This is a genomic window from Allobosea sp. FG18, from assembly GCF_057809495.1.
On the sequence record NZ_JBMDKB010000042.1, the window covers coordinates 1 to 22,474 of the forward strand.

Below are 22,474 nucleotides of genomic sequence, written 5' to 3' on the forward strand. Positions count from 1 at the left end.
GAGAGGGGTCAGTTCTCTATGTCGCTAGGGGGTCAATTGTGCATGTCGCCCGACATTCGCATGCGTTCACGACCCGATGAGCTCCTGTAGGTGCTAATGGATGGACGGGGCCGCTTTCAAAGCAGCACTCAATAAACTGGGGTACACCCAAACGAGCTTCGCGAGAGAGTTCCCGGTGAAGCTGCGGACCGTACAGAACTGGGCCAGAATCGGCCCGCCAGAGCACGTCCAGGCGTTTATCGGGGCGATGCTTCGACAGCACATCTTGTCGCCTGAGACACAGACATGGGCATCTGATAGCGAAGCCCTCGCTGATTGCTCCGACGCGATGTACGCATCAGTTCATTCGCTGTTTCTGAAATCCGTGCGCGCCGGTTGGCCTCGTGAGGTCGTCGCAGCAACCATGAATTTGCTCGTGGAACGCGCCCTCGCCAAGAAGAGCTAGGGCCCGTTCCGGCACGAATCTCTTCGAACGGTGGATTGAGGCCTAGCCCGCGTTGCCCCACCTGCCTTCTGCGAGCACCATCGATAGATGGACATTATCCCTCGCAGAACCGGTCACGAAAAGCTCGATGAGATACGGTCACGGATGTTGCCGATCGCAAGCCTCAGCCGCGGCCAGACGCCGTGGGATAGTCTGAACAAGGAGGACCTTCTCTTTCTGGTCCAGAGCTATCACGCTCAGAACGAGCGCTCCGTCTCGGCGCTGGAGCAGGTTGAGCTCTTCGGCCTCCTGGGGCGCGAGGCCCTGACAGGCGCTCGCGCCGCCCAGGACTACGTGTTCTCTGAATATCTTGGTCCCACCTCGGAAAAGGTCGCTTATCGCGGAACTGAGGTGCCCGACAGCTTTTATGGTCGCGAGGAGGGCGAGGTTTTCTGGCAGGCGTCGATGCGTTCGGTGTCCGGCCTTCTCGCCTTCGATGTCGGGGACACGATCTGGTGGGCCTGTGACACTTGTCACTCTCATTTGGGCATCAAGGCTGGCCGACAGCCTGAATCGCCGCGTGCAAAGACCTGCGAGGGCGGAGAGCGCTGCTCGTTTCGCCTCGCGGTATGGAAGGATGGCCGATCGGGGCCGGTCGTCGGGCAGCAATCCAAGCCGCGGAAGGGCGCAAAGTGAAGAACGTCGTTCGCCTTGGCGGAGCCCATGCGGAAGAGACCGTGCTCGGCTTTCTGAAGCGTCACGGGTCGGCCCCGACCGACGTCATCGCCGGTCGCTTTGGCTGGACGGAAGCGCAAGCGCGATCCGAGCTGCGCCGTCTTGAAGCTGAGGGCGCCGTCAGCGGTTCGCTTGAGCCGAGGACCAAGGGACTCGGCACTGCCGGACGCGTTCTCGTGTGGCGTTTGCCGGGCTGAAAGCCGGCGCCAGATTAGGTCTCGCGCGATTCGCGGGAGCGCCGTAAACCCCGCTGGGGTCGGGCGTGAAGGCGCCTGAACGCTCCCGATCCGCTGCTGCAGCGCGATTCCTCTGCGGATAAGTCGATCTCCAGGGCTTTCGAACCTCCCGAACGCCTTGCTTGCGCCGCTGAATGACGACGAGATCGGCCCTGCCTTACAGAAAACAGGAGTTTCAAATGGCAGAAGCAAAGGCTAAGGCCGTCGTCGTCACCGGCAAGAACCTCGCCGCCCAGATCGCCGAGGCTCATTCGATCCCGAAGAAGCAGGCTGAAGCGATCGTCTCTGACGTCGTCAACGGCATCGTTCAAAGCCTGACCAAGGGCGAGAAGATCCGCCTTGCTGGCCTCGGAACCTTCCAGGTCAACGATCGCCCGGCGCGCCAGGCTCGCAACCCGGCGACCGGTGCGGTGATCGACGTAGCCGCCAGCAAGAAGGCTGCCTTCCGTCCCGCTAAGGAGCTGAAGGAAGCTATCTGACCTATGCCTACGCGCCCGTAAGGTCCGTCCACGGAATCCTTGCGGGCGCCGGTTGATCATTTCGCGGACCGGCTCGACCATCATGTCGATAGCCGAGGTGTCCGCATGCATGTCCTTTCGAATCGTCCTCCGGCCGTATGGCTCCTCGGCATCCTTCTGCCGCTCTGGATCGCTGTCGGCTTCTTGCTCGGCTGGGGATTCGCGACTCTGCTGCTGCTCACCATTGGCGCGCTGATGAAGCGCTGGTACGGCTGGGCACTCGCTTTCGGCGAGCTCACTGTGTTGGCGTTGGTCTTTTTCTGATGCCACTCCTGTTGAGCCGCACGACGCTGCTGGTCCTCGGTTGCCACCTCGCCATCGGCCTTGTGCTGACGCTTTTCGTGCACGGGTTCGCGCCTCATCCCCTATCGATGTCGACCTGGTATTGGCTCGTTGCCTGGCCGTTGCCGCTCGTCTTCGGCATCATGCGCGGTTTCATGTTTCTCGGCGCCCTGCTCGGCATCCTGATCGCGCTGCTCGCCTTCTTCACGCAGCATTACCGGACCGCCGGCGTCATTGGCTGCATCAGCGCCTGCGTGCTTCTCTTCCTCTGAGCTCGTGGCTTTCAGAGGATGGCCCTAGCCTGCGGCCTGGAGGCTTCCATGACCCAAATTCACTTCATCGCCATGTCCAGTGCCGGCGCCGAGATCTACAGCGCGCCGATCTTCCCGACCAAGGAAGCACTGGAGGACTGGCTGTATGCCTATGCAGCGCAGGCGTTCTTGCGGGAACACCGCTACGATTTTGCCCGGGCCTACGAGGTCGACGTGAGCTCGCGCGGCGACAAGTGGCGCGCCGCAGTCGAGTGGGCGGCCGAGTACGGACGCGGCGACTGGACGTTCGGCACTCGCGAGTTCGGATCGGTGACCCCCGCCGGTGGCGCGCTGATGCCCCACGCTGAGGTGACATCGCTGGACGAGGACTATCTGGCGACACTCGTGCCGGCTGCTGCGCCAACTCTCTGAGGTGCTCATCCCCGGATTTTAGGACCTGGCGGATTGAACTCTGCCGGCTTTCCTTCTCAGCTAAAGCCCATGAAGCGCGACGACATTGCGATTGACGAGGGGTTTCGAGCCGCTGCGGTGCACGGGTTCTATCCGCTAGTGCGGGACGATGCTGCGCCCGCCGGCATTCGCTTCGCCGACCCCAAGCGAGACACTGTCGAAGACCTCCTGACGGATCCGACTCTACTGCCGGATGCCGAGATCTCGCTGCGGGTGTTTCCGTCGACGAGAGAGCTCCACGGATACGAGGCGGCTGCGGCCGAATTCGGGGGTAACTCCGTCGCCGTCATCGCCGGGCCAACTGGACGCGATGGGGCGGTCGCCCTGGTGCTCCGCTATGACCGCGAGCGGGAACTCGGGTTGGGCGTGAACGACTCGATCAAGCTTATCGCGCCGCAGGACAAGGCCACACAAGACCTCGGTCGCGATCTCGCCCGCGGCTGGATGATCCACAAGGACCTTCAGGCCAAGCGCAACGCCGATGCGGCGTTCATGCAGGGTTGGCAGTCGGTGGCTGATCTGCTCGATCAGAACAGCGTCTTTACCCAGCGCGGCGACACCGGGAGCGGTGCGCTCGCCTTTCGATACAGCCGGGGCAATCTCACCGAAGTCTGGGAAGGCTCCGTCAAGCGGGTGCCCGAAGGCCTGCTGATCGCAGCTCACCCTCGTATCAGGACGAGGCGAGACGAGGATCTCAATGCCCGGCTTCGGGCCGAGGCCGAAAGCCGTGGCTACGTCTTCGATGAGAACGATGTCGCCAGCCGCACCGTGCCGGCTCTCGATCTCCAGGAGGTCGAGCGCCTGAAGGATGCGGTTGGGATGCTCTCGTTGCTCGAACTGGGGTTCAACCGCGAGCAGAAGTCGCGCGACGACATCGGTGTCATTCTCGGAGACCGGGAGAACGCCGCGGTTCTCGACCGGATCGCCAAGGGGTGCCCGGTGGCCCATTCCAGCAGCGAGCGGCCGATGCAGATGAGCCCGCGCTCGGGCAAGCTGCAGACGGTCGCCTGGTCGCGTGTCACCGTCCTCTTCAAGGCGGGGCTGATCAAGCCGCTCTATTGGACGCTGCAATGGGAGGGGCGCCCGACCTTCGTCAGCCTGAAGACTGCGATCTTCGGACTGACACCCTCGGGGAAGCTCGCCGCCGCCGGTGATCGCCGCGCCGCGGCTGTGGATCTGCCCCGCGACAAGGCAATCGCCCAATACTGGAACGGCTACTCGGTGCCGGACGGTTTCGAATTCCACTTCGATGCGGACAGCTTCAAGGGCATCGCTGACCCTGCGCAGCTCGAAGCTCTCGGTGAGCGCGTCGACGAGGTTCTCGGTGTCACGAACTGGAAGACCAAGCCGGCGGCGCCCGCGCAACTCGCCATTGTTGCCGCCGGCGTCAGCTGCGGCCGCGTGCGCCTCGAGGACCAGGAATTCCATCTCGAAACCTCGCCCTCCCCTCGCATTTGAGAGATCCCGATGGCCAAGCCCGCATTCACCAAGCCGCGTTTCGAGCTTCTCGCCGAGATTCATGAGAAGCGCAGCCGGACCATCGCGGAGAGCTATCCGCCGGGACAATGGCTGGTCGCGCAAGGGTATGCGACCCTGACCACGGGAAGCTTCGGCTCGACGACGCTCGCGATCACCGAATCGGGTGATGCTGCCTACGAGCAGGCGCGCTCGAAATTTGAGGATGAACCCGCGGGGCCCAAGCCGTGACCGAGAAGTTCGATCCCGAGCGTCATCTCACCCGAGCGGAAATCGCGCAAATTCGCGGCCCCTTCGTCAGGAAGCCAGGTGAGAACGCTGATCCCAGCGAATGGGTGCGTTGGGCAGAAGAGCTATCCGGTCATATGGCCCATGCGAACTCGATCCTGGCCTATCGGGATGCCAAGCGCGCTGAAGCCAATCGGGCCGCTGAGCGCACGAGGAGGCGCGCTCGATGACCGAGATCACTGCCGAGGACATCCATGCCTTCGTCGCTCTCGCGCAGGATGAAGCGGCGGCGCTTCACAAGCTCGACGGCGCTGCGATCAAAGCCTTCGCCAACGCGTGGCCGCTCATCGACCAGGAAGTGCTCTCTGTCCGGAACATGGACGACGACGAGTTGAGCAAAGCCATCGTCGAGGAGCTCCTCATGGCGGAGGACTGGCGCCGGGGCGGCAAGGAGATGGGCTACCGGGCAGAGGATCTCGTTCGCTTCCTGCCAGTTGACCTGCATGCGCGCGTCCTGGCTGCCTTCTCGGATCCCCACCTGCAGTCCTTCCTGGAGCGTCGCGATGACGGTGAGGTCCGGATCGATCCCGCGCATCTGCAGGATGCGATGGACTATTGTGGTGTCTGGCTCGAAGGCGTCGTTCCGCTGACCGATGACGCCGTCTACACGGCCGGCCCGGGGTTCCGATGATGACCGCCGCGAATGACGCGCGCCGCATCACCGGCGTCGCCTTGCGGCTGGCCGACGGCAGTATGGTCGCGTTGCCGGCACCATTTCGGCATCACCACCTCTTCTCGATGAGCGCGCTGCTCGGCATTGATCCCGACTCGATCGGGCACACGCCTGGCTTCACGACCGACCTCGGTGTCTTCGTCGACCGCGCCGCGGCGATGGGGATCGTGAAGGCCAGTGGCCAGCGCATGCGCAACGAAAGCGCGCAGCACGAACTGTTTTCGGAGGATCTCTGGTGAGCGCGAACTGGATCGCCGGACTGACCGAGGACGAGCGGCACATCGTCATCGGATGCCTGCTGCACAGCCTGCACGACATCGAAAGCACCTACCTAGTCGGACGGTCGGAGGTCGCCGAAGCGCTGACCGCGGAGATCGATCGATGGGTTAACGATGGGGGCACGCCAACGGGCTTCGTCGCCAAGATCCCGGAGGAGGCCAGGGAGCCTCTTTGGGCCTCCATGTGGGCCACGGTGCTCAACATCCATCAGCCTCAGGACAACCTGCCCGCCTCAGGCTGGGAGGCACTGGAACGGGCTCTGGCGCTCGTCGATCAGTTCGACGCTGGTCGCAGTTCTGGTTTGCGTCCCCAACCGGTAGCGTGAAGGCGGAGGTTGCCATGAAATCTGCCGTTATCAGTTCCGCCTGCCTGACCGAAGCCGGTCGTCGACTCGATGCGCACTACGGGATCGCGCTCGCCGAGGAGTTGGCCGCGCGTGGCCTGCCGCAGACCGTCGGGAACGCCCGCGTCGCCGCGCAGGCGATCCGCGATCGAGAGGCTTCCGATCGGCGCCGCGCCTCCGAGCTGCGCGACCAGGCACGCACTCTCCTCGACGAGGCCCGAGCCCTTGAGGACGGCGCCTCCCTCACCTTCCCTGCCAGGCGCTGACGATGGCCAAGAAAGACACGCTTTCCTACGCGAGCCTCGCGCTCCTGGATTGGCTGCTGGAGAACGGTCCCGCCAATCGGTTCGTGGCCACGTCCGGCGTCGGCGGGATGCAGTTCTTCGATCTGACACCAGTCGACGAGAACGGGAAGCGCAAGGCGCGCATGATCCAGACCCAGGAGACGCTGGTCGAGCTGCACAGGCGTTTCACCAAGGCCTCGCCGGACACGACGCCACTGGTCCGTCTCAAATATCTTGCTTACGAGAACTGCCTGAATCTGATCCCGAACCGGGTGGGCTCGTCGAAACCGGCATTCCAAAAGCTGGTTGATCAGCTCGGCGACACCCCTGCGCACTACAGCTCGAATATCTACCTGCTGACCAAGCAGGGCTTCGATTTCTGGAACGAGTCGGGCAAAGCCGAATTCGAAGCGATGCGGGCCGCGCGCGCCGCGGCCGAAGAAGCCGCTGCTCGGACGATCATCATCGCGAGCGACTATCGAACCTCGATTCATGACGACCGCGAGCGGATCGGCAAGCTACCGAAGGGCTTCGTGCTCCCCTTCCCGAGGCTGAGCTTCCGCCGCGCCGTCGCCGCGGCGACGGTCATCAAGGAGACCGGCTCGCGCTTCTATGTGAAACCCGGCTACAGGACGATCTACCCGGCCGACTATGGCTCCCGCGGCGTTCAGGGACGAACTCCTCAGCTCTATGTCGATCGCGCGGATGTCCTGCTGGATCACGCCTCGCCGGCGGCCGTGCAGGCGATCATCGATGCCGACAACGAGCGCATCGCCCAGTACCGCGAGACCGTCGGCCGGGCGTTCGATGCCATGCTCCCTGCCCTGCAGGAGCTCGCCTCCAGGATCGAGCAGCAGGCCGCCATGCATGACGACATGATGAAGGAGATCCTGGATCGCTACCGGGCTCCGGACGAGGACGCCGTGCCGGCGCCCCGCCCTTAAAGCGTCACGGAACGGGAGCCGGCTCTGGCTCCTGCTCGAACTTCGAGACGATGGCCGGGATGATCGCGCGCGACAGGTCGAGAGCGATCGAGGTGATGGCCTCGCGCTCGTCGCCAACCGGATAGGGGTTACCCTTCCAGATCGCGTCGGCGTAGAGCTCGGGCTCGACCCCGTGCACCAGGTAGTCACTGCGCGCGCCGGCCTTCTTCAGCGCATCGAACACGGCACACTCGAAGGCCCGCGCGAACGTCTCGGTCGGACGCTGCCAGTAGCCATTCGCTCCGCCGAGCTTCAGCGCCTCGGTGAAGAAGTGAGAAACCGCCGCTGCACCAGGCAGGGAAGGGTTGTTGAGAAACGCCTCGCGACGAGCCCTGACGGACTGCTCGGTCGCAGCCTCGCGGCGGAGCCAAGTCTGCATCTTGCCGACAAACTTGCCATCGCGCTGCTCCCCGCCCGATGCGATGAAGGTCTCCAGCCGCTTCGTCTCGCTTGCGATACGCTCCGCATGGTAGGCGATCTTGCTGTCCAGGGCCGCCACGTGCTCATCTCGGCTGAGGCGGCGCATGCGGATGGTCTCCATCATGCGATCCCACATGCCCGCGAGCTCCGGGCCGAGACCGCTCAGCCGGCCGGCCCTCGGCAGAGACCACTCATACCAGCCCGAGCCCGAAGCAATCGAGCCGTTTTGGGTCGGAATGTACTCCTTCTGCCCGGCATAATGATCGAGAAAATGCCCGTACTCATGGGCAACCGAGCCGGCGCCTGACAGCCGCGACACATTGAAGACGGCCCTCAGGGGCTCGTAATGAGCCGCCTGCCCATTGCCTCGCGCGCCGAACGCCAAGGCGAGGTTGCCGCCGAGGCTGAGAGAGGTGCGCGGGATGTCGAGCACCTCTGCCAGGTCGCAGAACGCGTCCCAGGCGTGGTCGAGCACCATCTGCCGCTCGCCGTCGGGCAGCCATTCGCCGAACTCGACGCCCCGGAATCCGAATTCCTCGATGAAGGCCTCCGGGGAGACGGATCCATCACGCCGAGCAGGCAGACCTTCGCGCACGATTTCGTCGAGACGCTCGCGGTACATTGGCGGCATCTTCGGCGTGCCGGCCTTCTTCGTGCGCTTTTCCTGATAAGCGGCCTTGAGCGCGGCCACCGCCGCTTCATGGGTCGCGTGCCCCTTGGTCGTGATGGTGCGGCCGCGGACAGCATAGAACTCGCCGGCGCGCTGCTTGATCAGAACGCCCTTGAGCCAGGGATCGACCTTGGAGCTGGGGAAGCCCTCCCGGACCATCGCCGATGCCTTGTCGAGGTCAACGGTCTTCAGCTCGTACGGACGCTTACGTCCGGAGGTGACGCTGGCGATCTTCGAGCGGACCTCGTTGCTCCGCCAACCGGTCTGGTGCCAGTCGAGCTCCGTGTAGATCTCGTTATGGAAGACGCGCATCTCGGCGGCGGTTTTCAACCGCGCGGCGACGTCACGGAGCAAGCTGACCATCTCCACATACTGTCGATGGATACGGCGCAGCTCTTGGTCCGGCTTGTCGTTGTCCGGAATGACTGCCGCCGCCGGGAGGCGGTCGCGCACGATCTTCTGCAAGGCAAGCGCCTCGGGTTCAAACCCCGCCTCGGCGAGCGCTGCGTAATCCGGCTTCGGCCACACCAGGTCTTTCGAGACGAATGCCACGGCTTCCTCGATGCTCAGAGCGTCGAGGTCCTCGGGCGTCATGACGCGGCTACGCCACATGTCCTTGCGGGCGCCGCCGATCTTCTCGCCGGCATCGTCGACCTTGCGGATCTGGCTCATTTGTCTCTCGTTCTGCGCGGAAAATAGAAAGTCAGGCAGGCCGGCTCAAGCGCCTTTCTCCGAGAATATCGGGTGCGGTCGAAAGCCACACGCGCGGCCCGATCCACCGAAAAAATTTCGACTCAATTCTTTGATTCAATCCTTCGAGGTAGCATCGATGTGGTATGGAGTCGGAAGGATCGCGCTCATGGAATTGCAGATTGTGCGCAGGCGCTCGCCGGTCGAGCTTGCTGCGCTGAAGATGGGTGAGTTCCTGGGCTACCTGATCGTCTACCTCATCGGCTGGGCCGTGATGGGCTTGTTCGCCCTCGGGATAGTCGCCGCGCTCGTGCTCGTGGCAGCGCGTCCGGACCTTCTTCCTGTGATCTCGGGCTTCATGCGCGCGAATATCCAGGTTGGGATCATCAGTTTCACCGTGCTGAGCAGCTTCAGCGCCTACCTCACGATGGTCCTCACCAACGCCCCTCACCTCGGTGCCATCAAGGGCATCGACTACTGAGCCCATCCACCGAAAGCTGACCAAGGAATCGTTTATCCGGTTCTTGCTTTCGGAGTTCGCGCGTAGGTTCCGCGCAATCCGAAGGCATGGCGCCTTCGCTCATTTCAAGAAGGCTATCGATGTTTCTCGCTCTCATCGTTGAAGGCGGACGCGCTGCCGCCCGCCGCTATCGTGCCAAGCGTAAGGAAGAGCGCACTCTTCGTGCTCTCTCGGCTCTCAGCCAGCATGGTCTGAACGACATCGGGGTTGCTCCTGGCAACATCCACGAAGTCGCGCGCTCGGCGGCCAAGGCCACTCGCCACTGAGGCGATCGCATCGGTTGCCATCCATCGACTTGTCGATCCCAGGAGACTGCGCATGGCATTCGGCGATTACTCTGGTCCAGACAAGCCGGATAAGGGCAAGGAGAACGGCAGCTGCAACCGCAGCAGCTGCCAGTGCTCGCCCGCGCGCTGGTACAACCATGGTAGCCTGAAATGGTACTGCGACGACTGCCGGCGCGACATCGAGTTCGACGCGTTCAACAAGCGCGACTGGGATCGCAATTGGAAGCCACGCGTCGGGCACCCGATGTTCGAGACCCGCGAGATGATCGACGCACGGCAGCCGGCGAAGGCCACGAGGATGCGATTGGAGAAGCCAGGTCGCCCCGCGGCACTCCCGCAGATCGTCTCGAACCCGGGCGTCATGGGCGGGATGTGGGTCCTCCAGGGAACGCGCGTGCCCGCTGATACGGTGCTGGCGGAAGTGCAGGCGGGCACGTCGGAGGCCGAGATCCACCGGTCCTATCCATCTCTACCGCCGAGATCGGTCGAAGCCTGTCTGCTCTGGGAATCGCTCGGGCGACCCTGATGCAGACCGTGGATGAGCGATTTTTATGGCTTTTCGCTAGCGAATCTTGCTATCATGTTAGCAAGAACGGCACTGGCAGCCGTTGACGCCGGAGCGGGCAACCGCAAGCGCAGAACCCCAGGTGGGGCCAGATCAGCCCAGATTTGGCAAAATCTGATCCTCTTCGAATTGGAATGAGGTTCGGGATGGACGTTGCGGGGAATCCGGCCCTCGCCGCCAGTTCGTTCCGAACCGAATAGCCATTCGGAGATGACCATGTCGATTGAACGCCACGAACGCCCGAAGACCAAGTTCCGCCCGAGCTCGACGACCGACTTCAGCGCTCGCGCAAAGCACCTTGCCTGGCTCATCGAGCAGCCCCTGCAGAGCACGCAAACCTTCCTCGCTCAAATCTACGGCTACGCAGATCTCCACGAACTGCAGAAGGATGTCGAGAAGGCCGGATTTCAGCCGGAGACACATCCGGCCGGCCCGTATGAGGAACAGCTTTCGGCGCTATTCTTCTCGCCGTCGGCGGACGAGAGCGCACTCGCCTACGAAGGCAAGATCCCGATCAGTGTTCGCCGGGACAACCACCTTTTGCAAGCCCTGGCCGATTTGAAGGGGACCGACCTCAAGGGTCTCTCGCCCCGAGATTGGGACATCCGGGAAATCGGTCTTTTCAGGACGCCGGACGCTCACGGTTTTGCATTCCGGGAGATCAAGGGAAAGCATGAAGTGCTGCGCGGCGGAACGAAGGCGGCTGGATCGATTGCGGCTGACGATTACGCCAAAGTCGCGGCCACGCGCACCGATGACGACGAGTTCCAGCTCGAATTCACGCGAGCCGGTGGGGCGGTCTGGAAGGCGCTTGAAGCGCTGGCCGAGGAATATGAGGAAGGCCCGGTCGATGAGCACAAGGCGCAGCTTGAGAAGCTCCTGAAGCAGCACCCGCTAAATCCCTGGGTCCACTCATCGTATGTCGCGGCGCTAGCCGAGCCGTACCTGCAGTTCAGCTGGGCAGGTGACGGCCGGCGCGACAATTGGGAACCCGCCGATCCGAACTACAAGGCGGCAGCTCCTCATTTTGCGAGGGACCTCCTTCCGCACGTCACGAAGGCTGTCACGCTGTTCGAGCAGCTCTATGGCGACAAGGTCGACCGGCTCGCGCCGAAGAAGCTCATGTCGTGGAGCAAGCACGGTTGCGATTCATACCACTACCCCACGATCCTCGCGAGCGGCGGATGGATTGCTGCGAACGCGGGTCAGTGGCCACTTGCGCAGGCGCTTCTCGCGAAGGCGCTGAAGGCGGATCCCGGCGGCACATATTTTTGCGAGGATCTCCTCGCGGTCGTGAACCTCAATGCCGGTTCCGGTCCCGTGGCGCACCTTTTCGCCAAGGACCGGGTCTCCCTGTGGGGGTCGCTCTGCAAGATGGCCAAGGAACTGCGGGACGAGGAGTACGCTGCGGCGGCTACTCACCTGTCAGACTGGCTGAAGAGCGTGCCTACGTCTCTCACGGCGATCGATGAGAATTACCGTTTAGCGGTTGGCGTCCGCGTGCCCTCGAACGTCGAGTCCCTTGGTGCAATGCAGGAGTTCTTCTTCAGGACGGCCGACTTCTGGAAACGCCATCCCGAAGCGATGGATTGGCTGAAGCGCGTTGCGAGCGACACGGGTCTGCGCAAGGCGTTCGCGGCCTATCATGTCGATCGCGAGAAACGGAGGGTGTTTGTCGGCGCCATGGAGCACCCTGGCTTCGACGAGGCATTCGAAGCTGCCGTCGAGGCCGCGCTTCCATCGCCAGCGCTTAGGTCCTGATTGCCTGCTCGGGCGGACGAGGCTTGCTAGTCATCTGGCAGATGACTAGCAAGCCAATTAAGAGGCATTTGAGACCGGCAGGCGTGGTGATTGGCGAATGCGGGTTCTCGGGCTTTCAGACATCCACGGCAATGTCCGCGCCGTTGAGAAGCTGCGCGGTCTAGAGCGCAACGAGTTCGACCTGCTCGTCGTCGCCGGGGACATTGGAAACGATGCCGCCGGTGACGTCTTCGAGATCCTCACCTCGTTCGATTGCCCGGTGCTCTACGTCCTCGGGAACTGGGATGGTCGGCTCGAATATGAGAGGTCATTCGGGCCGAGCTGTCACCATCTTCATATGAAGCCGTTCGATCACGATGGTTTTGCCTTCGTGGGTTTCAGCGGTCTACCTGTGAAATGGGGTTTGAACCCGCATGCGTTGCGTCTGAGGGCTGATGTTGACGCACGCCACCAAGGCGTGCTGGAGGAGCTCGATAGTCTCAAGGGCGCGCCGGCGGCCGACAAGGCGAAGTTCGAACGCAGTGCGGGCTTCAAGGCATTCAAGCGAGATGACGCCGCCGCCGACGCCGAGATCATCAGGGCAAACCGGTCCGAACTCGCGAACCTGGTCGCGGAGAGCGGCCCTGAACGAACGATTGTGATGACCCACGAGCGCATGACGAAGACCCAGGTCGACCTGGGCGGTGTCCCGCTTTTCCTCTACGGACACCGCCACGGTTTCGAAGACAAGTTCCACCGGGGCTCCCGCTTCGTGAACGTTAGCGCCCTCGACAACCGCGTGACGGTCGAGCCAGTCGATCCCAAGGCCGTCGACTGGGAGCTTCGGAATATCAATGCCGGTGGCTACGCGATCCTCGATATCGACGCCGCGGGAATACGCGTCACCCCGCGGCATTTCGCGGTCGATATGACCGGGATGGTGCGATCGAAGCACTGGCGCCTTTTTGCGCCGGCTGTCGAGGACTGATCTGGCAAGGCGGGATCGGCAAGCTGCTTTCGACAACCTCATAGCCTCGACGGCGCTTCCGTTCGAGCCAGTCTTCAAGCGACGAGATGGCCCTCACCCGATCGTCGAAAAGGTCGAGGCGCCTGCGGCCATTCGTTCCGATGCGCCCCCATTCCCGGACGAGCGCGACATCCCCGAACAGGGTCTCATCGAGCGAGAGCACATAGAAGCGGAAGCGGTTATCCGCAGGACTGATGCTCTCCAGGGCGACGATTTCCATGGGTTTGGCTCCGGCTCGTTACGGGCCGGCAACCTCGCGCGTCGCGGTACCAGGGGTCCAATTGAAGTTAGGAATCGAAAACGAGCGGCGGATTCACGTCGTGAATCGGTCGGTCAAGATCCGTGATTAACGAAATCGGTGAGTTCAGGCCTCCTGACAACGGATTTCGTGGCTCTGAGCTACCCATATGCGTAATGTGACGGTGGGTCATTTGCGCAAGGGCGCTGGCCGCGTGGCCGAACGGGGGGCAGATGGGTCGAGACAATGTGCCGGGGATACGCCTCACGCCGGGGCGCCTGCTGCTGTTATGGCCTGGCCTGATCATCCAGTGGTTCATCTACCTGATGCCCAGGCGCGGCGTGCAAGGAGTGGCAGCCTCCACCCGCCTCGCGCGCTCACCCTTCATGACCTATGTCTTCTCATTCGGCGCCTGGCTCTATATCGGCCTGCTGATCAAGTCCTGGTGGGTCTCGCCGTGAGTGATCCCGTCGGGCGCCGGATGTGGCTCCACTATGTGCTTTCTCCCATCCAGGTGATCTCGATCGCTGTGACGGGTGCCCTGGCCTATTTTGCCAACTACCCCGTGCCTGCACTGATTGCCTTCACCTTCCTGGCCATCGACGTCTTTCTGCCGACGAAGATCCGCGCCGAGGATTACGGCGAAACGAGCATGGTGCCCTCGGGCGACATCAAGGCATTCAAGAAGGCGTTCAAGCGGTCAGACGAAGGTTCGAAGCTCAGCGTTAAGCTGGTGAAGTCGAGCTGGCAGATCAAATGCTCCCGTGAGTTCCTGGAAATCGAGAAGCTCGGGTTCATTTGGCTGGTCACGCCGAAGACGTACTGGATCCAGAATGGCTTCAGCGTCACCCGTGGGGACACCGCAAAGATCGAGATGGAGACTGTGTTCCGCGATGTCGGTCGGGAGAAACCTCGCTGGAAGTCCGAGATCGTTGGTCAGACCTGGCATCACGCGACGAAGAACGGCGACCGGGATTATCGGTTCAAGAACAACTACCAAATTCCGATCGTTCGCGATTGGATCGCGGTGGTGCACCTTCCAACGCGGGAGACGATGGAGTTCGTGTGCCGCAGCGAGGCGGAGGCCGAGGCAATCTGCGACCACTTCCGTATCGTGTTCGCTGGCAGACAATTCAGCCCGAAAGAGTTGGAGTCGATTGGCGGTTGGCTGCGCGTCGATAAGCCCTCTCTCTCCGAGAAGATCATAGCCGCTGCCACTAAGTCCGCAGCAGCGCCCGCACCGGTGCCTGTTGCATTGATGTCGCCACAGGAAAAGGAGAGCGAGCCTGAGGCAATGCCCACGCCGCCAGCGCCGGTGCGGAGCGACAACCCTCTGCGACCAACATGGCAGCAGTTTGCCGCCCGCCAGCCCGAATAGGCTCGCGCGGCGCGGACGGCTTTACGCCAGCATCATTCCGACTTCGGGTCGGGCTTCTTCGAGCGCGTCTCCGCGATCGACTTCAGCTCCTTCAGGAAGCCCTTGCGCTGTTCCGGCGTCGTCGCCTCGAGGCTCTTCTCGAAGTCCCGGTCCTGCCGGTCGGTCGTGTTCACTTCCGCTGAAAACGCGCGCGATTGCGTCATGATCGATCCCTGCTCGTGTCGCCAGACGGGCCATGGCCTCATCGAACGAAACGTTGAACGTACCGACCTTGCGGCCGGAGAGATGGTCCCAGCCTGCCTTCTCGGCATACCACAGGACCGCTTGCATTGTGGCTGGCTCGATGATGACACCATTGCCAGCCAAAATCTCTACCGCACGCTCCATCACCTGGCGTATCCACCGGCGTTCGCTTGCAGTGGCGGGAGCATCGACGCTAGCGCCAAGCGATTTTGAGATCGATTGCGCAGCGCCGGGCCATCCCAGTTTTGCCTTGAACTCGGACAGCTGCTTGTTGTCGTCATAGCCCTTGGCGACTAACGACTTCCTAAACCGTTCCCAAAGAAGCGTCAGATTTCCACAAAGATCGACGAGATCCTCGTCAGCCAATTCGTGAACGGTCTTTGGATCCGCATGAAGACCGGACTCAGCCATCTCTTGCAAAAAGCCAGCGGAGGTGAGAGTATCACGAAGGCGATCTTTTTGGTCGGCGGTTACTGTTCCTTTAACAAGGCGCCCGGTAAGCCTACCCCAGCTCCTCGTAAACCACAAATCTACTGTGAGCGGCTTCAGATTGCCCAGAAGATTTGATAGGAACGCATTTCCGATTTTTGGCCCGAACACGATCGACCCATAGACGGTCTCATCCGCAAGTTCGCGTGCGGTGATGTTGATCCCGAACTTCGCCGCGGCCGATCGGAGCTCGCTCATCGTGTAGGGCGCCTCCAGGAAATCGCGCAACGATGAAAGATCGCCCTCGTGAACTTCCAGCAGCTCGTTGAAGCGGACGAGGTTGTTCGCGACCGACGCTCCCTTGGCACCGTAGGTTTTCGGAAAGAAGGCGCCGGTCGTGCGGAATGCGGCATATTGCTCAAGCGCGTATGCGCAGTTCTCGTGCACCGTGTTGTTTTGCGAGGTGATCGCCAACGCGCAGCACAGGACGGTCTTCGCCTCCTGGGCTGATCGAATGTTGGCATGGCCAAGCGCCTCCGCCGCGCCGTCGTCGACGAGCTCCGGATACATCAGGCCGGCGATCTCGATGGTCCGGGCGATCGCTTCCTTGTACCAGTTCACGCCGCGGCTTAGATCGCCGTGCTGCATGGCGTGGAGCGTCTCATAGGCGAACTGCCGCGACAGGCGCTCGTCCGTCACCGGATCCGGTCCAGTCAGCGGGCGGCCGCCGAGATCCCGCAGCGCCTGCTCCATCAGATATGCCGAGACTTCGTTGTTGGTTCGACGCTTGAGCTTCGCCTGGCCGTCGCCTAGCCACCGGCCGATGAAGACGTGCTTCATCGGCGCGCGGCGCAGGGACACCTTTCTCGGCTTGCGGCGGGGCGTAGCGTTGGTCTCGGAATCGGTCATGGCAGCCTGAGAAGCCTCTGTCCTCCGAGGAGTCTCACGAGACCACGCAAGTAAGAACTGAGACCTCAGGCATGCTTGAGATGGCGGCGCTGTGCGGCGTTGATCCGCTCCATGCGGCGAACGTCCTCGGGGTCGAGCGCCATGGCCGCCTCGATCCACTGATCAGCGACGTCGTAGAGCTCGCCGATCGGCAGCGGCGCCACCCGCCGGCGGGCGGACTGGACCAGGCTGCGCGTCGCCCTTTCGGGCCGCAGATCGGTGTTGAGGTAGCGGAGGAAGCCCTCGATACCGCTGCCAGGCTCCAGGAGCACGTCGACGACGCCCAGCGCGTGGAGCTCCTCGGCGGACATGATCTCGCCGCCGATCATGAGGCGTTGCACAACGGTCCATGGGACATGCCTGGTGAGCAGCGAGATCGCCCCTATCGCAGCGAAGAGACCGAACTTGACCTCGGGCAGGCCGAGGCGCGCGCCTCGCTCTGCCACGACAAGGTTGCACGCCCGGGCAGCTTCGAAGCCGCCGCCGAGCGCGGTGCCGGCTACGAACGCAACGGTGGTCACCGGTAGGTCGAAGCTCGACCACATGTCGTAGACCAGGTCGCAGGAATGGCGTGCGTACCGGCGAAGCGCCGGCGCGTCGCCCTCGCGGATAGCGCGTGCAAAGGTCGAGAGATCGCCCCCGAGGCTGAACACGCCGGGCGTCTCGCTATGCAGGACGCAAAACTCCAGACCCTGTGCCTGCCCCTCCTCCGCCGCGACCCGGACGGCCGTCGTCGCCAGCCTCATCTCCTGCAGCATAGCCGGAGCGAAGCTCGGGAAAGGATTGTCCAGCATGGTTGCCCAGAGGATGCCGGTGATCTCGTCGAAACGCATCCGAAAGGCCGTGAACTCCCGGCAAATCTCGTCGAGACGCCGCGCGAGTGAAGCGGGACCGCCGGTCGCGATATGCGGCAGCCCGAAAGTGCTCGCCGGGATGTGTTCGATCAGTTCCATACTCAGCCTGCTTCCCCCGAGAAAGCCGGGGTCATGATTCTGACCATCATTCCTTGATGATTGGCGCTTTCCAAGGATCGGAGCGCGATTTTCGGTGGGTGCCTGCGATGAGGCGTGGTTTGTTGTTTGCAGGCCACTCCACTAGGTTCGAGCCTATCGAATTCGCGATGGAATCAGCGGTGGCGCCGAAGCTCAAAATCACCTTCACGGTCGCTCAATCAGCTCGGACCGATCAGATTGGTGTCGTTGTCCCGCTGGAGATCAACCTGCCGGAGAAGACCGGCGATGTCGCCTTGCGCGCGAGAGCGCTGGTTCGCATGGGCCAGTTCGAGCTGTCCGAGAATTACGAGCGCCTTCTCGTCGACGAGAAGCTGTTTCGGCCCCTGCGTATTGAGGAAGCCGCCGGTCGCAACGCTGCTGCCTCGATGTCCAAGGCAGCCAGTGATTACGTCATCTCCGCGCTCGCGGCGCGTGGGGTCCACGACATCACCGCTGCGGCCAAGAAGTCGGCAGTGCGGTACAAGGATGCCTCTCCCGAGCAAAAAGCTCTGGCCGATGGGTATGTCGCCCAGATCGAGAACGTCGTCGAAGCCGAAACGCTGTTCAGCGACGACCGGGTTTGGGGCGCAGCACCACCGCCCGCGATCATCGTGAAGCACCCGGTCTACCCCGCCTATAACCAGGGTGGAGAGCGGATGGGGTGGAGCGAGCTCAGCGTCAGCGAGCTCGGGCCCGACCGGAGCGAGTTTTCGTTCGGCCTGACGCGCCTGGATGTCGCGGACAAGTTCCTCACCGAATACGCCAACATCGACAAGAACGACCGGCGACTCTCGGACAACTATGTGCGCAAGCTCGATATCGACACCATCAACGAGAGCGTCATCCTTTTCGACGAGCAATCCGCCAATGTTGCGGCCGGCGTGCGCATGCTGCTCAACAGCTTGAAAGAGCGCTTCGCCGTCATCGGCGAGGAAGGGCGAGCGCCGCTGATTGAGCTCGCCAAGCTTCGCGAGGCGGCCCTCGCGGGAGAGCCGGAGGGAGCAAAGCGGCTCTTGCGCGCTTTCAATGACCTGGGGCGCAACCGATTCAGCGCCTACGAAGAGTTTACGGACAAGCGCAGGCGTTTTCTGGAGAAGTCGCTTGTGCTCGCGGAAGGAGCGTTTCAGATTTCGCTGCCGGCGCCGGCGCCGGCTCCCGCCTCGACCATGGTGGCGCGCCCATGAAAACGATCCCGATCAACATCACGGTCAAGGTGCCGTACAAAATCCTGCGCGGCCGGGCGAAGAAGCCCGAAAGGATTTTTGTGAGCTCCCCACTCGCCGGCGAGATCAAGCTGATCGAGAGCTTCGATGAAGCACCGATCGCGCTCCGGATGCGCACGATCGACAAGCCTCGCGGCGACCTGTTCGAGCGAAGGGTCGTGCAGTCCGGCTGGAAGGAGATCCTGGTTCGCCCGGTACAGGAAAGAGCGTGGGAAGGGATCACTTCACCTGTCGCGGACGCAAGGAGGCTCCTTTCGGATGGCATGTCGGATTGCCTGAAAGTGGCCGACCCGTTCTGGGACTGGAATTGCCGGGTCTACGACGTCCTGCCGCTCGATACCCGAGCTGTTGTCGCTGACCACACGGAGCAGGCCTTCGCCCGCGCGCAGAATGCCATCGATCGCATCATTGGCATCGAGGGGCATCTCTATATTCAGGCGCAGGCGCCGTCCCTCGACATCTGCCCACCCACGAAGACAGGAACCAGCCCGGGCAGGATCAAGGTGAGCGAGCAAGCTGATCTCGCTCCCGGCTATTTCAGCCATGGCTACGCGTTCGCGCTGGATCGCATTGATGAGGCGATGGCGTTCGCCGCCCGGCACGGCTTCCACCCGCCGCCGGTGGAGTTCAGCAGCTATCGCGTCGACAGGCCCGACCTGCTCGCGCGTGATGAGTCTGTTCCCAACGCCTACATGGGCGTGCGGACCATTGAGATCGATCTCCAGGAGACGCTAGCGGATCTCTCGGCGGCTGGAATTGAGCAGTTGGGGCGATTGCTCACCTACCGCGACAACATGGTCGAAGCGGGCGGTGGCGATGCGGTTTGGGCGATCATCGACGAGATCGATGACGCCATCACGAACCGGTTCTACACGCCCTCGCTGGCGCCCCGCATCTTCGACCGGGTCGCGAAGGCTGCGGACATGACGAAGGACGCGCTTTCGATGTCTCGCGATCTGCCGGCCCGTCCAGTGGTTGAGTTCGGCGACGATCCGGAGCTGGCGAACCTTGGGCTCTAGCCCTCAGGTCGGGACACAGGACTTCTTCGCGGCGTCCCAGCGCCCGTCCTGGCAAGGGATGTCGGCGAAATCGGTGAGCACCGCGAGCGCGACAAGAGCGAGATAGGCCGCGCCCGCGGCGACCAGGGCTATGACAGCCCATTTGAAGAGCTTTCGTTGCGACGGAGGGAGTTGCTTCATCGGCAGTTTCATGCGGCCAAGGTAGCACGCGAATCTGCTGAACGATTGCGCCCGCGCTGAACCCCGGCGATCATATCGGGATGAGAAGATTCCTCGCGTCCGTCCTTGTTCTCGCTGGCATCACAGCGGCGCAGGCGCAGCTCGCTCCGATCGAAGCCTATCGACAGGCGCTGCTGCCGTGCCTTCGCCAGGCGAAGACCTGCGACGTTGCAAAGCTCACCGCCTCGGATCGGGATTACCTGCGCTATGAGCTTGGACGCACGAAGCTGTCGGCCGCGGACGTCATGGCTGTGGCTGAGGCGCGCATGACGCAATTCCGCTACGGGCCGATCCCGTCCGAGGACAAGGAGCTGCCGAGCCGGCTGCGCAAGGCGACGGTGATGATCCTCGCGCGCCACGACAGAAACGTCGCAGAGGGATCCGGATTTTTCGTGGCGCCAAACCTGGTCGTCACCAACCGGCACGTCATCGAGGGCTCTCCGCAGACGATCATGGTGCTGTCGAGCGAGTCGCGGTTGCCGTTGGTTGCCCAGGTCGCAGCCATGACCCCTGATCACGTCGTCGGGAATCCAGACCTGGCGGCGCTCTGGGTGAGCCCGGTTGATGGGGTCGAAATCCTGAAATTCGCCCGGCCAGGCAGTGACTCGGTGATCGCGGCCGGCTTCCCCGGCAAGGCAATCGGGCCTGAAGGCTTCTGGAGGCGCGCGCAGGTTGGAGATTTCACGATCCCGACCCTGACACTCAGCCAGGGTATGACGGGCGCCATCGAGATGTCCCAGACTGGCGTCGAGCTGATCCGTCACGCAGCGGTGCTGGCGAAGGGGAATTCCGGTGGGCCGCTGATTGACAGCTGCGGCCGCGTTGTCGGCGTGAACACCTTTATCCGCGGCTCCCAGTCCTATGCGCTATCGACCCCGGTCGCCATGAAGTTCCTGCGCGAGGCAAAGCTGCCCTTCGCGCAGGACGAGAGCGCGTGCAAGCCGGCCGCCGTCGCCAGCGGCCGGTGAGGGCTCAGCCCTGCGCAGCGATCGCCGTTTCGAAATTCGCGATCGGGCGGGCGCCGATGAGCCGCTCGGTGCCGACGAAGAAGGTCGGCGTTGAGTTGACGGCGAACTGGGACTGGGCGCGAACGCGGACCTGGCTGATGCTGGTAAGGAGCGCCTCGTTCTTCAGGACGGCGTCGAATTCCTCGCGCTTCATGCCGAGCTCGGCGGTCAGGACCGGCATCGTGTCGAGCGGACGGCCATTGAACGCCCACTGGGCCTGCTTGCGGAAGAAAGCGTCGACGAACTTCTCACGGTCAGCCCCTGCTGCGCGCGCCAACATGAACGCCGCGAGGCTAAGCGGGTCGAGCGGGAATTCCCGCAGCACGAAGCGGACCTTGCCGGTGTCGACATAGCGCTTCCGGAGCTCCGGCCAGACGTCCTCGTGGAAGCGCGCGCAGTGCGTGCAGGTGAGCGAGGCGTATTCGACGATCGTGACCTTGGCCGACGGATCGCCGATCCAGAGATCAGGCACGTCGGTCGGCTCCAGGAGCTTGTCGAGCGTGACCGCCGGCGGGTCGTCGGCGCGGACGAGGGTCGCGGACGCGGTGAGCGCAGCGGTGATGCCGGCGATCGCGCCGCGGCGGGTGAGAACTGAAATGGTCATGGGCGGTCCTTCAAGGATAGCGCATCGAATCCATTCGGATCCGTGTCGAAGAATGGATCACTCATGCTCCTGGCCGCTGTCCATTGCGGGCATGAAGATTTCGGAGGATGGCCCGGTCACGCTGGCGTGAGGGCTGGCATCGCGAGATGGAGGAGATGCTCCTGCGCGAGTTCGCGAGCTTGGTCGCAAAGCGCTTCGAATTGGCTCCGGTGGATCGGATCCGCCGCCTCGGGGAAGCATTCAGCCAAGTGAGAGAGGAACACTGTCGAATCCGCGTGCTCGATGAGACGGGCGTCACGCCACGCAGCTCCCGCGTTGGCGAGAAAGGCTGACTGCACACCGCTCTCGTCGAAGAAGCCGGCCGCGTCGAAGCCCTCGCCGTCAGGGCTGCGAACCCAGGCGTGGACAACGTGCTCACGCCAGCCCGAGGGTGAGCGATCGGAGCGGGTCGAAACCGTCAGCGTGACGACGGGCCAGGCCAGCAGATCGCCGAGCGCGGAGGCCATCGGGTAGCAGCGGCCATGCCGCCACTCTTCGGAGACTCCGGTCACGAGGAGCTTGTCGATCATGGCCGCCTTCAGAACGGTAGAGATGGATAAGAATTGCCACTGAGAGATGTAAATCCCTGAGAGTAAATTGTTTTTCCGACCAATTTGGTTGGAGAGCGCAATTTGTCGGCCGGAAACACGGGCGCGACGATCAAGGGGTGAGCACAAGAATGGACCGGCGCGCCATCAATAGCGCTGTAGCCGGGCCATTCTTGTGAGCACTCCTGAGTCATCTGAGCACCTAGCAGTGACGATTCCAGGTTGAGGATCCGCGCGCGAGCCCGCGAACCTCAATCGCGACCAAGTCGATCGATTTTCGGGAGCAGTGGGCGGAGGAGCTCGTTTACGTCCGTTGCGCCGAGCGCCTGATTGTAAAGCACCGTCTGAAATCGCTCTTCGTACGCAGAGTGCTTCGCCTCCAGTTCGGCGATCTTGATGCGAAGCCCGTCTCTATCCCGGCGTAG

32 protein-coding genes are annotated in these 22,474 nt (G+C 62.9%); 25 read left to right on the top strand and 7 right to left on the bottom strand.

Going from position 1 to position 22,474, the window contains the following annotated elements:
• The first annotated feature begins 100 nt into the window (after window positions 1–100).
• From ACODTJ_RS27515 to ACODTJ_RS27585, 15 genes are all read left to right on the top strand, one after another.
• Window positions 101–445 (top strand): helix-turn-helix domain-containing protein, encoded by a 345-nt coding sequence (locus ACODTJ_RS27515; protein ID WP_488851209.1) that lies wholly within the window; start codon window positions 101–103, stop codon window positions 443–445.
• A gap of 144 nt (window positions 446–589) precedes the next feature.
• Window positions 590–1,120 (top strand): hypothetical protein, encoded by a 531-nt coding sequence (locus tag ACODTJ_RS27520; protein ID WP_488851211.1) that lies wholly within the window; start codon window positions 590–592, stop codon window positions 1,118–1,120.
• Complete coding sequence (locus ACODTJ_RS27525) at window positions 1,117–1,356, top strand: FaeA/PapI family transcriptional regulator (protein WP_488851213.1); 240 nt, start codon at window positions 1,117–1,119, stop codon at window positions 1,354–1,356. Before ACODTJ_RS27520 ends, ACODTJ_RS27525 begins: the two co-directional genes overlap by 4 nt.
• Window positions 1,357–1,574: 218 nt before the next feature.
• Window positions 1,575–1,874 (top strand): HU family DNA-binding protein, encoded by a 300-nt coding sequence (locus ACODTJ_RS27530; RefSeq protein WP_488851215.1) that lies wholly within the window; start codon window positions 1,575–1,577, stop codon window positions 1,872–1,874.
• Between the two features lie 105 nt (window positions 1,875–1,979).
• Complete coding sequence (locus ACODTJ_RS27535) at window positions 1,980–2,177, top strand: hypothetical protein (RefSeq protein WP_488851217.1); 198 nt, start codon at window positions 1,980–1,982, stop codon at window positions 2,175–2,177.
• A complete protein-coding gene (locus ACODTJ_RS27540) occupies window positions 2,177–2,467 on the top strand; it encodes a hypothetical protein (protein ID WP_488851219.1) in 291 nt (96 codons plus the stop codon). Before ACODTJ_RS27535 ends, ACODTJ_RS27540 begins: the two co-directional genes overlap by 1 nt.
• Window positions 2,468–2,515: 48 nt before the next feature.
• Complete coding sequence (locus ACODTJ_RS27545) at window positions 2,516–2,878, top strand: hypothetical protein (protein ID WP_488851221.1); 363 nt, start codon at window positions 2,516–2,518, stop codon at window positions 2,876–2,878.
• A gap of 69 nt (window positions 2,879–2,947) precedes the next feature.
• The gene (locus ACODTJ_RS27550; RefSeq protein WP_488851223.1) at window positions 2,948–4,375 is read left to right on the top strand and encodes a hypothetical protein; all 1,428 of its coding nucleotides are present in this window, start codon (window positions 2,948–2,950) and stop codon (window positions 4,373–4,375) included.
• Window positions 4,376–4,384: 9 nt separating this feature from the next.
• Window positions 4,385–4,624 (top strand): hypothetical protein, encoded by a 240-nt coding sequence (locus ACODTJ_RS27555; RefSeq protein WP_488851225.1) that lies wholly within the window; start codon window positions 4,385–4,387, stop codon window positions 4,622–4,624.
• On the top strand, window positions 4,621–4,851 hold the full coding sequence (locus tag ACODTJ_RS27560; protein WP_488851227.1) for a hypothetical protein: 231 nt from the start codon (window positions 4,621–4,623) through the stop codon (window positions 4,849–4,851). Before ACODTJ_RS27555 ends, ACODTJ_RS27560 begins: the two co-directional genes overlap by 4 nt.
• Window positions 4,848–5,312, top strand: a complete 465-nt coding sequence (locus tag ACODTJ_RS27565) for a hypothetical protein (protein ID WP_488851229.1) — start codon at window positions 4,848–4,850, stop codon at window positions 5,310–5,312. Before ACODTJ_RS27560 ends, ACODTJ_RS27565 begins: the two co-directional genes overlap by 4 nt.
• Complete coding sequence (locus ACODTJ_RS27570; protein ID WP_488851231.1) at window positions 5,309–5,593, top strand: Y16D family protein; 285 nt, start codon at window positions 5,309–5,311, stop codon at window positions 5,591–5,593. Before ACODTJ_RS27565 ends, ACODTJ_RS27570 begins: the two co-directional genes overlap by 4 nt.
• Window positions 5,590–5,958: a hypothetical protein gene (locus tag ACODTJ_RS27575; RefSeq protein WP_488851233.1), complete on the top strand. Its 369-nt coding sequence runs from the start codon at window positions 5,590–5,592 to the stop codon at window positions 5,956–5,958. The genes ACODTJ_RS27570 and ACODTJ_RS27575 overlap by 4 nt, the downstream gene beginning before the upstream one ends.
• A gap of 14 nt (window positions 5,959–5,972) precedes the next feature.
• Complete coding sequence (locus ACODTJ_RS27580; protein WP_488851235.1) at window positions 5,973–6,242, top strand: hypothetical protein; 270 nt, start codon at window positions 5,973–5,975, stop codon at window positions 6,240–6,242.
• 2 nt (window positions 6,243–6,244) lie between these two features.
• A complete protein-coding gene (locus ACODTJ_RS27585; RefSeq protein WP_488851237.1) occupies window positions 6,245–7,204 on the top strand; it encodes a hypothetical protein in 960 nt (319 codons plus the stop codon).
• Between the two features lie 4 nt (window positions 7,205–7,208).
• Here ACODTJ_RS27585 and ACODTJ_RS27590 read toward each other — a convergent pair whose 3' ends face one another.
• A complete protein-coding gene (locus tag ACODTJ_RS27590; RefSeq protein ID WP_488851239.1) occupies window positions 7,209–9,005 on the bottom strand; it encodes an LPD1 domain-containing protein in 1,797 nt (598 codons plus the stop codon).
• Between the two features lie 187 nt (window positions 9,006–9,192).
• Here ACODTJ_RS27590 and ACODTJ_RS27595 point away from each other — a divergent pair, with 187 nt between their 5' ends.
• The 5 genes from ACODTJ_RS27595 (at window position 9,193) to ACODTJ_RS27615 (ending at window position 13,123) form a co-directional block, all read left to right on the top strand.
• Window positions 9,193–9,504, top strand: coding sequence for a hypothetical protein (locus ACODTJ_RS27595; RefSeq protein ID WP_488851240.1), 312 nt, complete (start codon window positions 9,193–9,195; stop codon window positions 9,502–9,504).
• A 119-nt stretch (window positions 9,505–9,623) separates the two neighbouring features.
• Window positions 9,624–9,809 (top strand): DUF1127 domain-containing protein, encoded by a 186-nt coding sequence (locus ACODTJ_RS27600; protein ID WP_488851242.1) that lies wholly within the window; start codon window positions 9,624–9,626, stop codon window positions 9,807–9,809.
• Between the two features lie 52 nt (window positions 9,810–9,861).
• The gene (locus ACODTJ_RS27605; protein WP_488851244.1) at window positions 9,862–10,356 is read left to right on the top strand and encodes a DUF433 domain-containing protein; all 495 of its coding nucleotides are present in this window, start codon (window positions 9,862–9,864) and stop codon (window positions 10,354–10,356) included.
• Window positions 10,357–10,611: 255 nt separating this feature from the next.
• Complete coding sequence (locus tag ACODTJ_RS27610; RefSeq protein WP_488851246.1) at window positions 10,612–12,156, top strand: hypothetical protein; 1,545 nt, start codon at window positions 10,612–10,614, stop codon at window positions 12,154–12,156.
• 97 nt (window positions 12,157–12,253) lie between these two features.
• Entirely contained in the window at window positions 12,254–13,123 is an 870-nt protein-coding gene (locus ACODTJ_RS27615; RefSeq protein WP_488851248.1) for a metallophosphoesterase family protein, read from the top strand.
• Here the strand turns inward: ACODTJ_RS27615 and ACODTJ_RS27620 are convergent.
• Window positions 13,038–13,382: a WGR domain-containing protein gene (locus tag ACODTJ_RS27620; protein ID WP_488851250.1), complete on the bottom strand. Its 345-nt coding sequence runs from the start codon at window positions 13,380–13,382 to the stop codon at window positions 13,038–13,040. The two genes, ACODTJ_RS27615 and ACODTJ_RS27620, sit on opposite strands and share 86 nt — an antisense overlap.
• Before the next feature lie 251 nt (window positions 13,383–13,633).
• On the opposite strand from ACODTJ_RS27620, the gene ACODTJ_RS27625 reads away from it, so the two are divergent.
• Both ACODTJ_RS27625 and ACODTJ_RS27630 read left to right on the top strand, forming a co-directional pair.
• Window positions 13,634–13,861 carry a hypothetical protein gene (locus ACODTJ_RS27625; protein WP_488851252.1) on the top strand — a complete coding sequence of 76 codons (228 nt, stop codon included), beginning with the start codon at window positions 13,634–13,636 and terminating at the stop codon, window positions 13,859–13,861.
• Entirely contained in the window at window positions 13,858–14,778 is a 921-nt protein-coding gene (locus ACODTJ_RS27630) for a hypothetical protein (RefSeq protein WP_488851254.1), read from the top strand. The genes ACODTJ_RS27625 and ACODTJ_RS27630 overlap by 4 nt, the downstream gene beginning before the upstream one ends.
• A 21-nt stretch (window positions 14,779–14,799) precedes the next feature.
• On the opposite strand, the gene ACODTJ_RS27635 is transcribed toward ACODTJ_RS27630, so the two are convergent.
• Both ACODTJ_RS27635 and ACODTJ_RS27640 read right to left on the bottom strand, forming a co-directional pair.
• A complete protein-coding gene (locus ACODTJ_RS27635; protein WP_488851256.1) occupies window positions 14,800–16,359 on the bottom strand; it encodes a hypothetical protein in 1,560 nt (519 codons plus the stop codon).
• Between the two features lie 65 nt (window positions 16,360–16,424).
• Complete coding sequence (locus ACODTJ_RS27640) at window positions 16,425–17,351, bottom strand: crotonase/enoyl-CoA hydratase family protein (RefSeq protein WP_488851258.1); 927 nt, start codon at window positions 17,349–17,351, stop codon at window positions 16,425–16,427.
• 179 nt (window positions 17,352–17,530) lie between these two features.
• Here ACODTJ_RS27640 and ACODTJ_RS27645 point away from each other — a divergent pair, with 179 nt between their 5' ends.
• Both ACODTJ_RS27645 and ACODTJ_RS27650 read left to right on the top strand, forming a co-directional pair.
• Window positions 17,531–18,574: a hypothetical protein gene (locus ACODTJ_RS27645; protein WP_488851260.1), complete on the top strand. Its 1,044-nt coding sequence runs from the start codon at window positions 17,531–17,533 to the stop codon at window positions 18,572–18,574.
• Window positions 18,571–19,632, top strand: coding sequence for a hypothetical protein (locus ACODTJ_RS27650; RefSeq protein WP_488851262.1), 1,062 nt, complete (start codon window positions 18,571–18,573; stop codon window positions 19,630–19,632). The genes ACODTJ_RS27645 and ACODTJ_RS27650 overlap by 4 nt, the downstream gene beginning before the upstream one ends.
• 3 nt (window positions 19,633–19,635) lie before the next feature.
• Here ACODTJ_RS27650 and ACODTJ_RS27655 read toward each other — a convergent pair whose 3' ends face one another.
• Window positions 19,636–19,812, bottom strand: coding sequence for a hypothetical protein (locus ACODTJ_RS27655; RefSeq protein ID WP_488851264.1), 177 nt, complete (start codon window positions 19,810–19,812; stop codon window positions 19,636–19,638).
• A gap of 305 nt (window positions 19,813–20,117) precedes the next feature.
• On the opposite strand from ACODTJ_RS27655, the gene ACODTJ_RS27660 reads away from it, so the two are divergent.
• Window positions 20,118–20,819, top strand: a complete 702-nt coding sequence (locus tag ACODTJ_RS27660; protein ID WP_488851266.1) for a trypsin-like peptidase domain-containing protein — start codon at window positions 20,118–20,120, stop codon at window positions 20,817–20,819.
• Window positions 20,820–20,823: 4 nt separating this feature from the next.
• Here ACODTJ_RS27660 and ACODTJ_RS27665 read toward each other — a convergent pair whose 3' ends face one another.
• Together ACODTJ_RS27665 and ACODTJ_RS27670 are read right to left on the bottom strand one after the other, a co-directional pair.
• Entirely contained in the window at window positions 20,824–21,462 is a 639-nt protein-coding gene (locus ACODTJ_RS27665; protein ID WP_488851268.1) for a DsbA family protein, read from the bottom strand.
• Window positions 21,463–21,578: 116 nt separating this feature from the next.
• A complete protein-coding gene (locus ACODTJ_RS27670; protein WP_488851270.1) occupies window positions 21,579–22,031 on the bottom strand; it encodes a hypothetical protein in 453 nt (150 codons plus the stop codon).
• Window positions 22,032–22,474 lie beyond the last annotated feature (443 nt).

What these genes read in the sequence shown, in the direction of transcription:
- ACODTJ_RS27515 (WP_488851209.1), top strand. Translation starts at nt 101, where the DNA reads ATGGACGGGGCCGCTTTCAAAGCAGCACTCAATAAACTGGGGTACACC.
- ACODTJ_RS27520 (WP_488851211.1), top strand. Translation starts at nt 590, where the DNA reads ATGTTGCCGATCGCAAGCCTCAGCCGCGGCCAGACGCCGTGGGATAGT.
- ACODTJ_RS27530 (WP_488851215.1), top strand. Translation starts at nt 1,575, where the DNA reads ATGGCAGAAGCAAAGGCTAAGGCCGTCGTCGTCACCGGCAAGAACCTC.
- ACODTJ_RS27535 (WP_488851217.1), top strand. Translation starts at nt 1,980, where the DNA reads ATGCATGTCCTTTCGAATCGTCCTCCGGCCGTATGGCTCCTCGGCATC.
- ACODTJ_RS27540 (WP_488851219.1), top strand. Translation starts at nt 2,177, where the DNA reads ATGCCACTCCTGTTGAGCCGCACGACGCTGCTGGTCCTCGGTTGCCAC.
- ACODTJ_RS27545 (WP_488851221.1), top strand. Translation starts at nt 2,516, where the DNA reads ATGACCCAAATTCACTTCATCGCCATGTCCAGTGCCGGCGCCGAGATC.
- ACODTJ_RS27550 (WP_488851223.1), top strand. Translation starts at nt 2,948, where the DNA reads ATGAAGCGCGACGACATTGCGATTGACGAGGGGTTTCGAGCCGCTGCG.
- ACODTJ_RS27555 (WP_488851225.1), top strand. Translation starts at nt 4,385, where the DNA reads ATGGCCAAGCCCGCATTCACCAAGCCGCGTTTCGAGCTTCTCGCCGAG.
- ACODTJ_RS27565 (WP_488851229.1), top strand. Translation starts at nt 4,848, where the DNA reads ATGACCGAGATCACTGCCGAGGACATCCATGCCTTCGTCGCTCTCGCG.
- ACODTJ_RS27570 (WP_488851231.1), top strand. Translation starts at nt 5,309, where the DNA reads ATGATGACCGCCGCGAATGACGCGCGCCGCATCACCGGCGTCGCCTTG.
- ACODTJ_RS27580 (WP_488851235.1), top strand. Translation starts at nt 5,973, where the DNA reads ATGAAATCTGCCGTTATCAGTTCCGCCTGCCTGACCGAAGCCGGTCGT.
- ACODTJ_RS27585 (WP_488851237.1), top strand. Translation starts at nt 6,245, where the DNA reads ATGGCCAAGAAAGACACGCTTTCCTACGCGAGCCTCGCGCTCCTGGAT.
- ACODTJ_RS27590 (WP_488851239.1), bottom strand. Translation starts at nt 9,005, where the DNA reads ATGAGCCAGATCCGCAAGGTCGACGATGCCGGCGAGAAGATCGGCGGC.
- ACODTJ_RS27595 (WP_488851240.1), top strand. Translation starts at nt 9,193, where the DNA reads ATGGAATTGCAGATTGTGCGCAGGCGCTCGCCGGTCGAGCTTGCTGCG.
- ACODTJ_RS27600 (WP_488851242.1), top strand. Translation starts at nt 9,624, where the DNA reads ATGTTTCTCGCTCTCATCGTTGAAGGCGGACGCGCTGCCGCCCGCCGC.
- ACODTJ_RS27605 (WP_488851244.1), top strand. Translation starts at nt 9,862, where the DNA reads ATGGCATTCGGCGATTACTCTGGTCCAGACAAGCCGGATAAGGGCAAG.
- ACODTJ_RS27610 (WP_488851246.1), top strand. Translation starts at nt 10,612, where the DNA reads ATGTCGATTGAACGCCACGAACGCCCGAAGACCAAGTTCCGCCCGAGC.
- ACODTJ_RS27615 (WP_488851248.1), top strand. Translation starts at nt 12,254, where the DNA reads ATGCGGGTTCTCGGGCTTTCAGACATCCACGGCAATGTCCGCGCCGTT.
- ACODTJ_RS27620 (WP_488851250.1), bottom strand. Translation starts at nt 13,382, where the DNA reads ATGGAAATCGTCGCCCTGGAGAGCATCAGTCCTGCGGATAACCGCTTC.
- ACODTJ_RS27625 (WP_488851252.1), top strand. Translation starts at nt 13,634, where the DNA reads ATGGGTCGAGACAATGTGCCGGGGATACGCCTCACGCCGGGGCGCCTG.
- ACODTJ_RS27635 (WP_488851256.1), bottom strand. Translation starts at nt 16,359, where the DNA reads ATGACCGATTCCGAGACCAACGCTACGCCCCGCCGCAAGCCGAGAAAG.
- ACODTJ_RS27640 (WP_488851258.1), bottom strand. Translation starts at nt 17,351, where the DNA reads ATGGAACTGATCGAACACATCCCGGCGAGCACTTTCGGGCTGCCGCAT.
- ACODTJ_RS27650 (WP_488851262.1), top strand. Translation starts at nt 18,571, where the DNA reads ATGAAAACGATCCCGATCAACATCACGGTCAAGGTGCCGTACAAAATC.
- ACODTJ_RS27655 (WP_488851264.1), bottom strand. Translation starts at nt 19,812, where the DNA reads ATGAAGCAACTCCCTCCGTCGCAACGAAAGCTCTTCAAATGGGCTGTC.
- ACODTJ_RS27660 (WP_488851266.1), top strand. Translation starts at nt 20,118, where the DNA reads ATGACGCAATTCCGCTACGGGCCGATCCCGTCCGAGGACAAGGAGCTG.
- ACODTJ_RS27665 (WP_488851268.1), bottom strand. Translation starts at nt 21,462, where the DNA reads ATGACCATTTCAGTTCTCACCCGCCGCGGCGCGATCGCCGGCATCACC.
- ACODTJ_RS27670 (WP_488851270.1), bottom strand. Translation starts at nt 22,031, where the DNA reads ATGATCGACAAGCTCCTCGTGACCGGAGTCTCCGAAGAGTGGCGGCAT.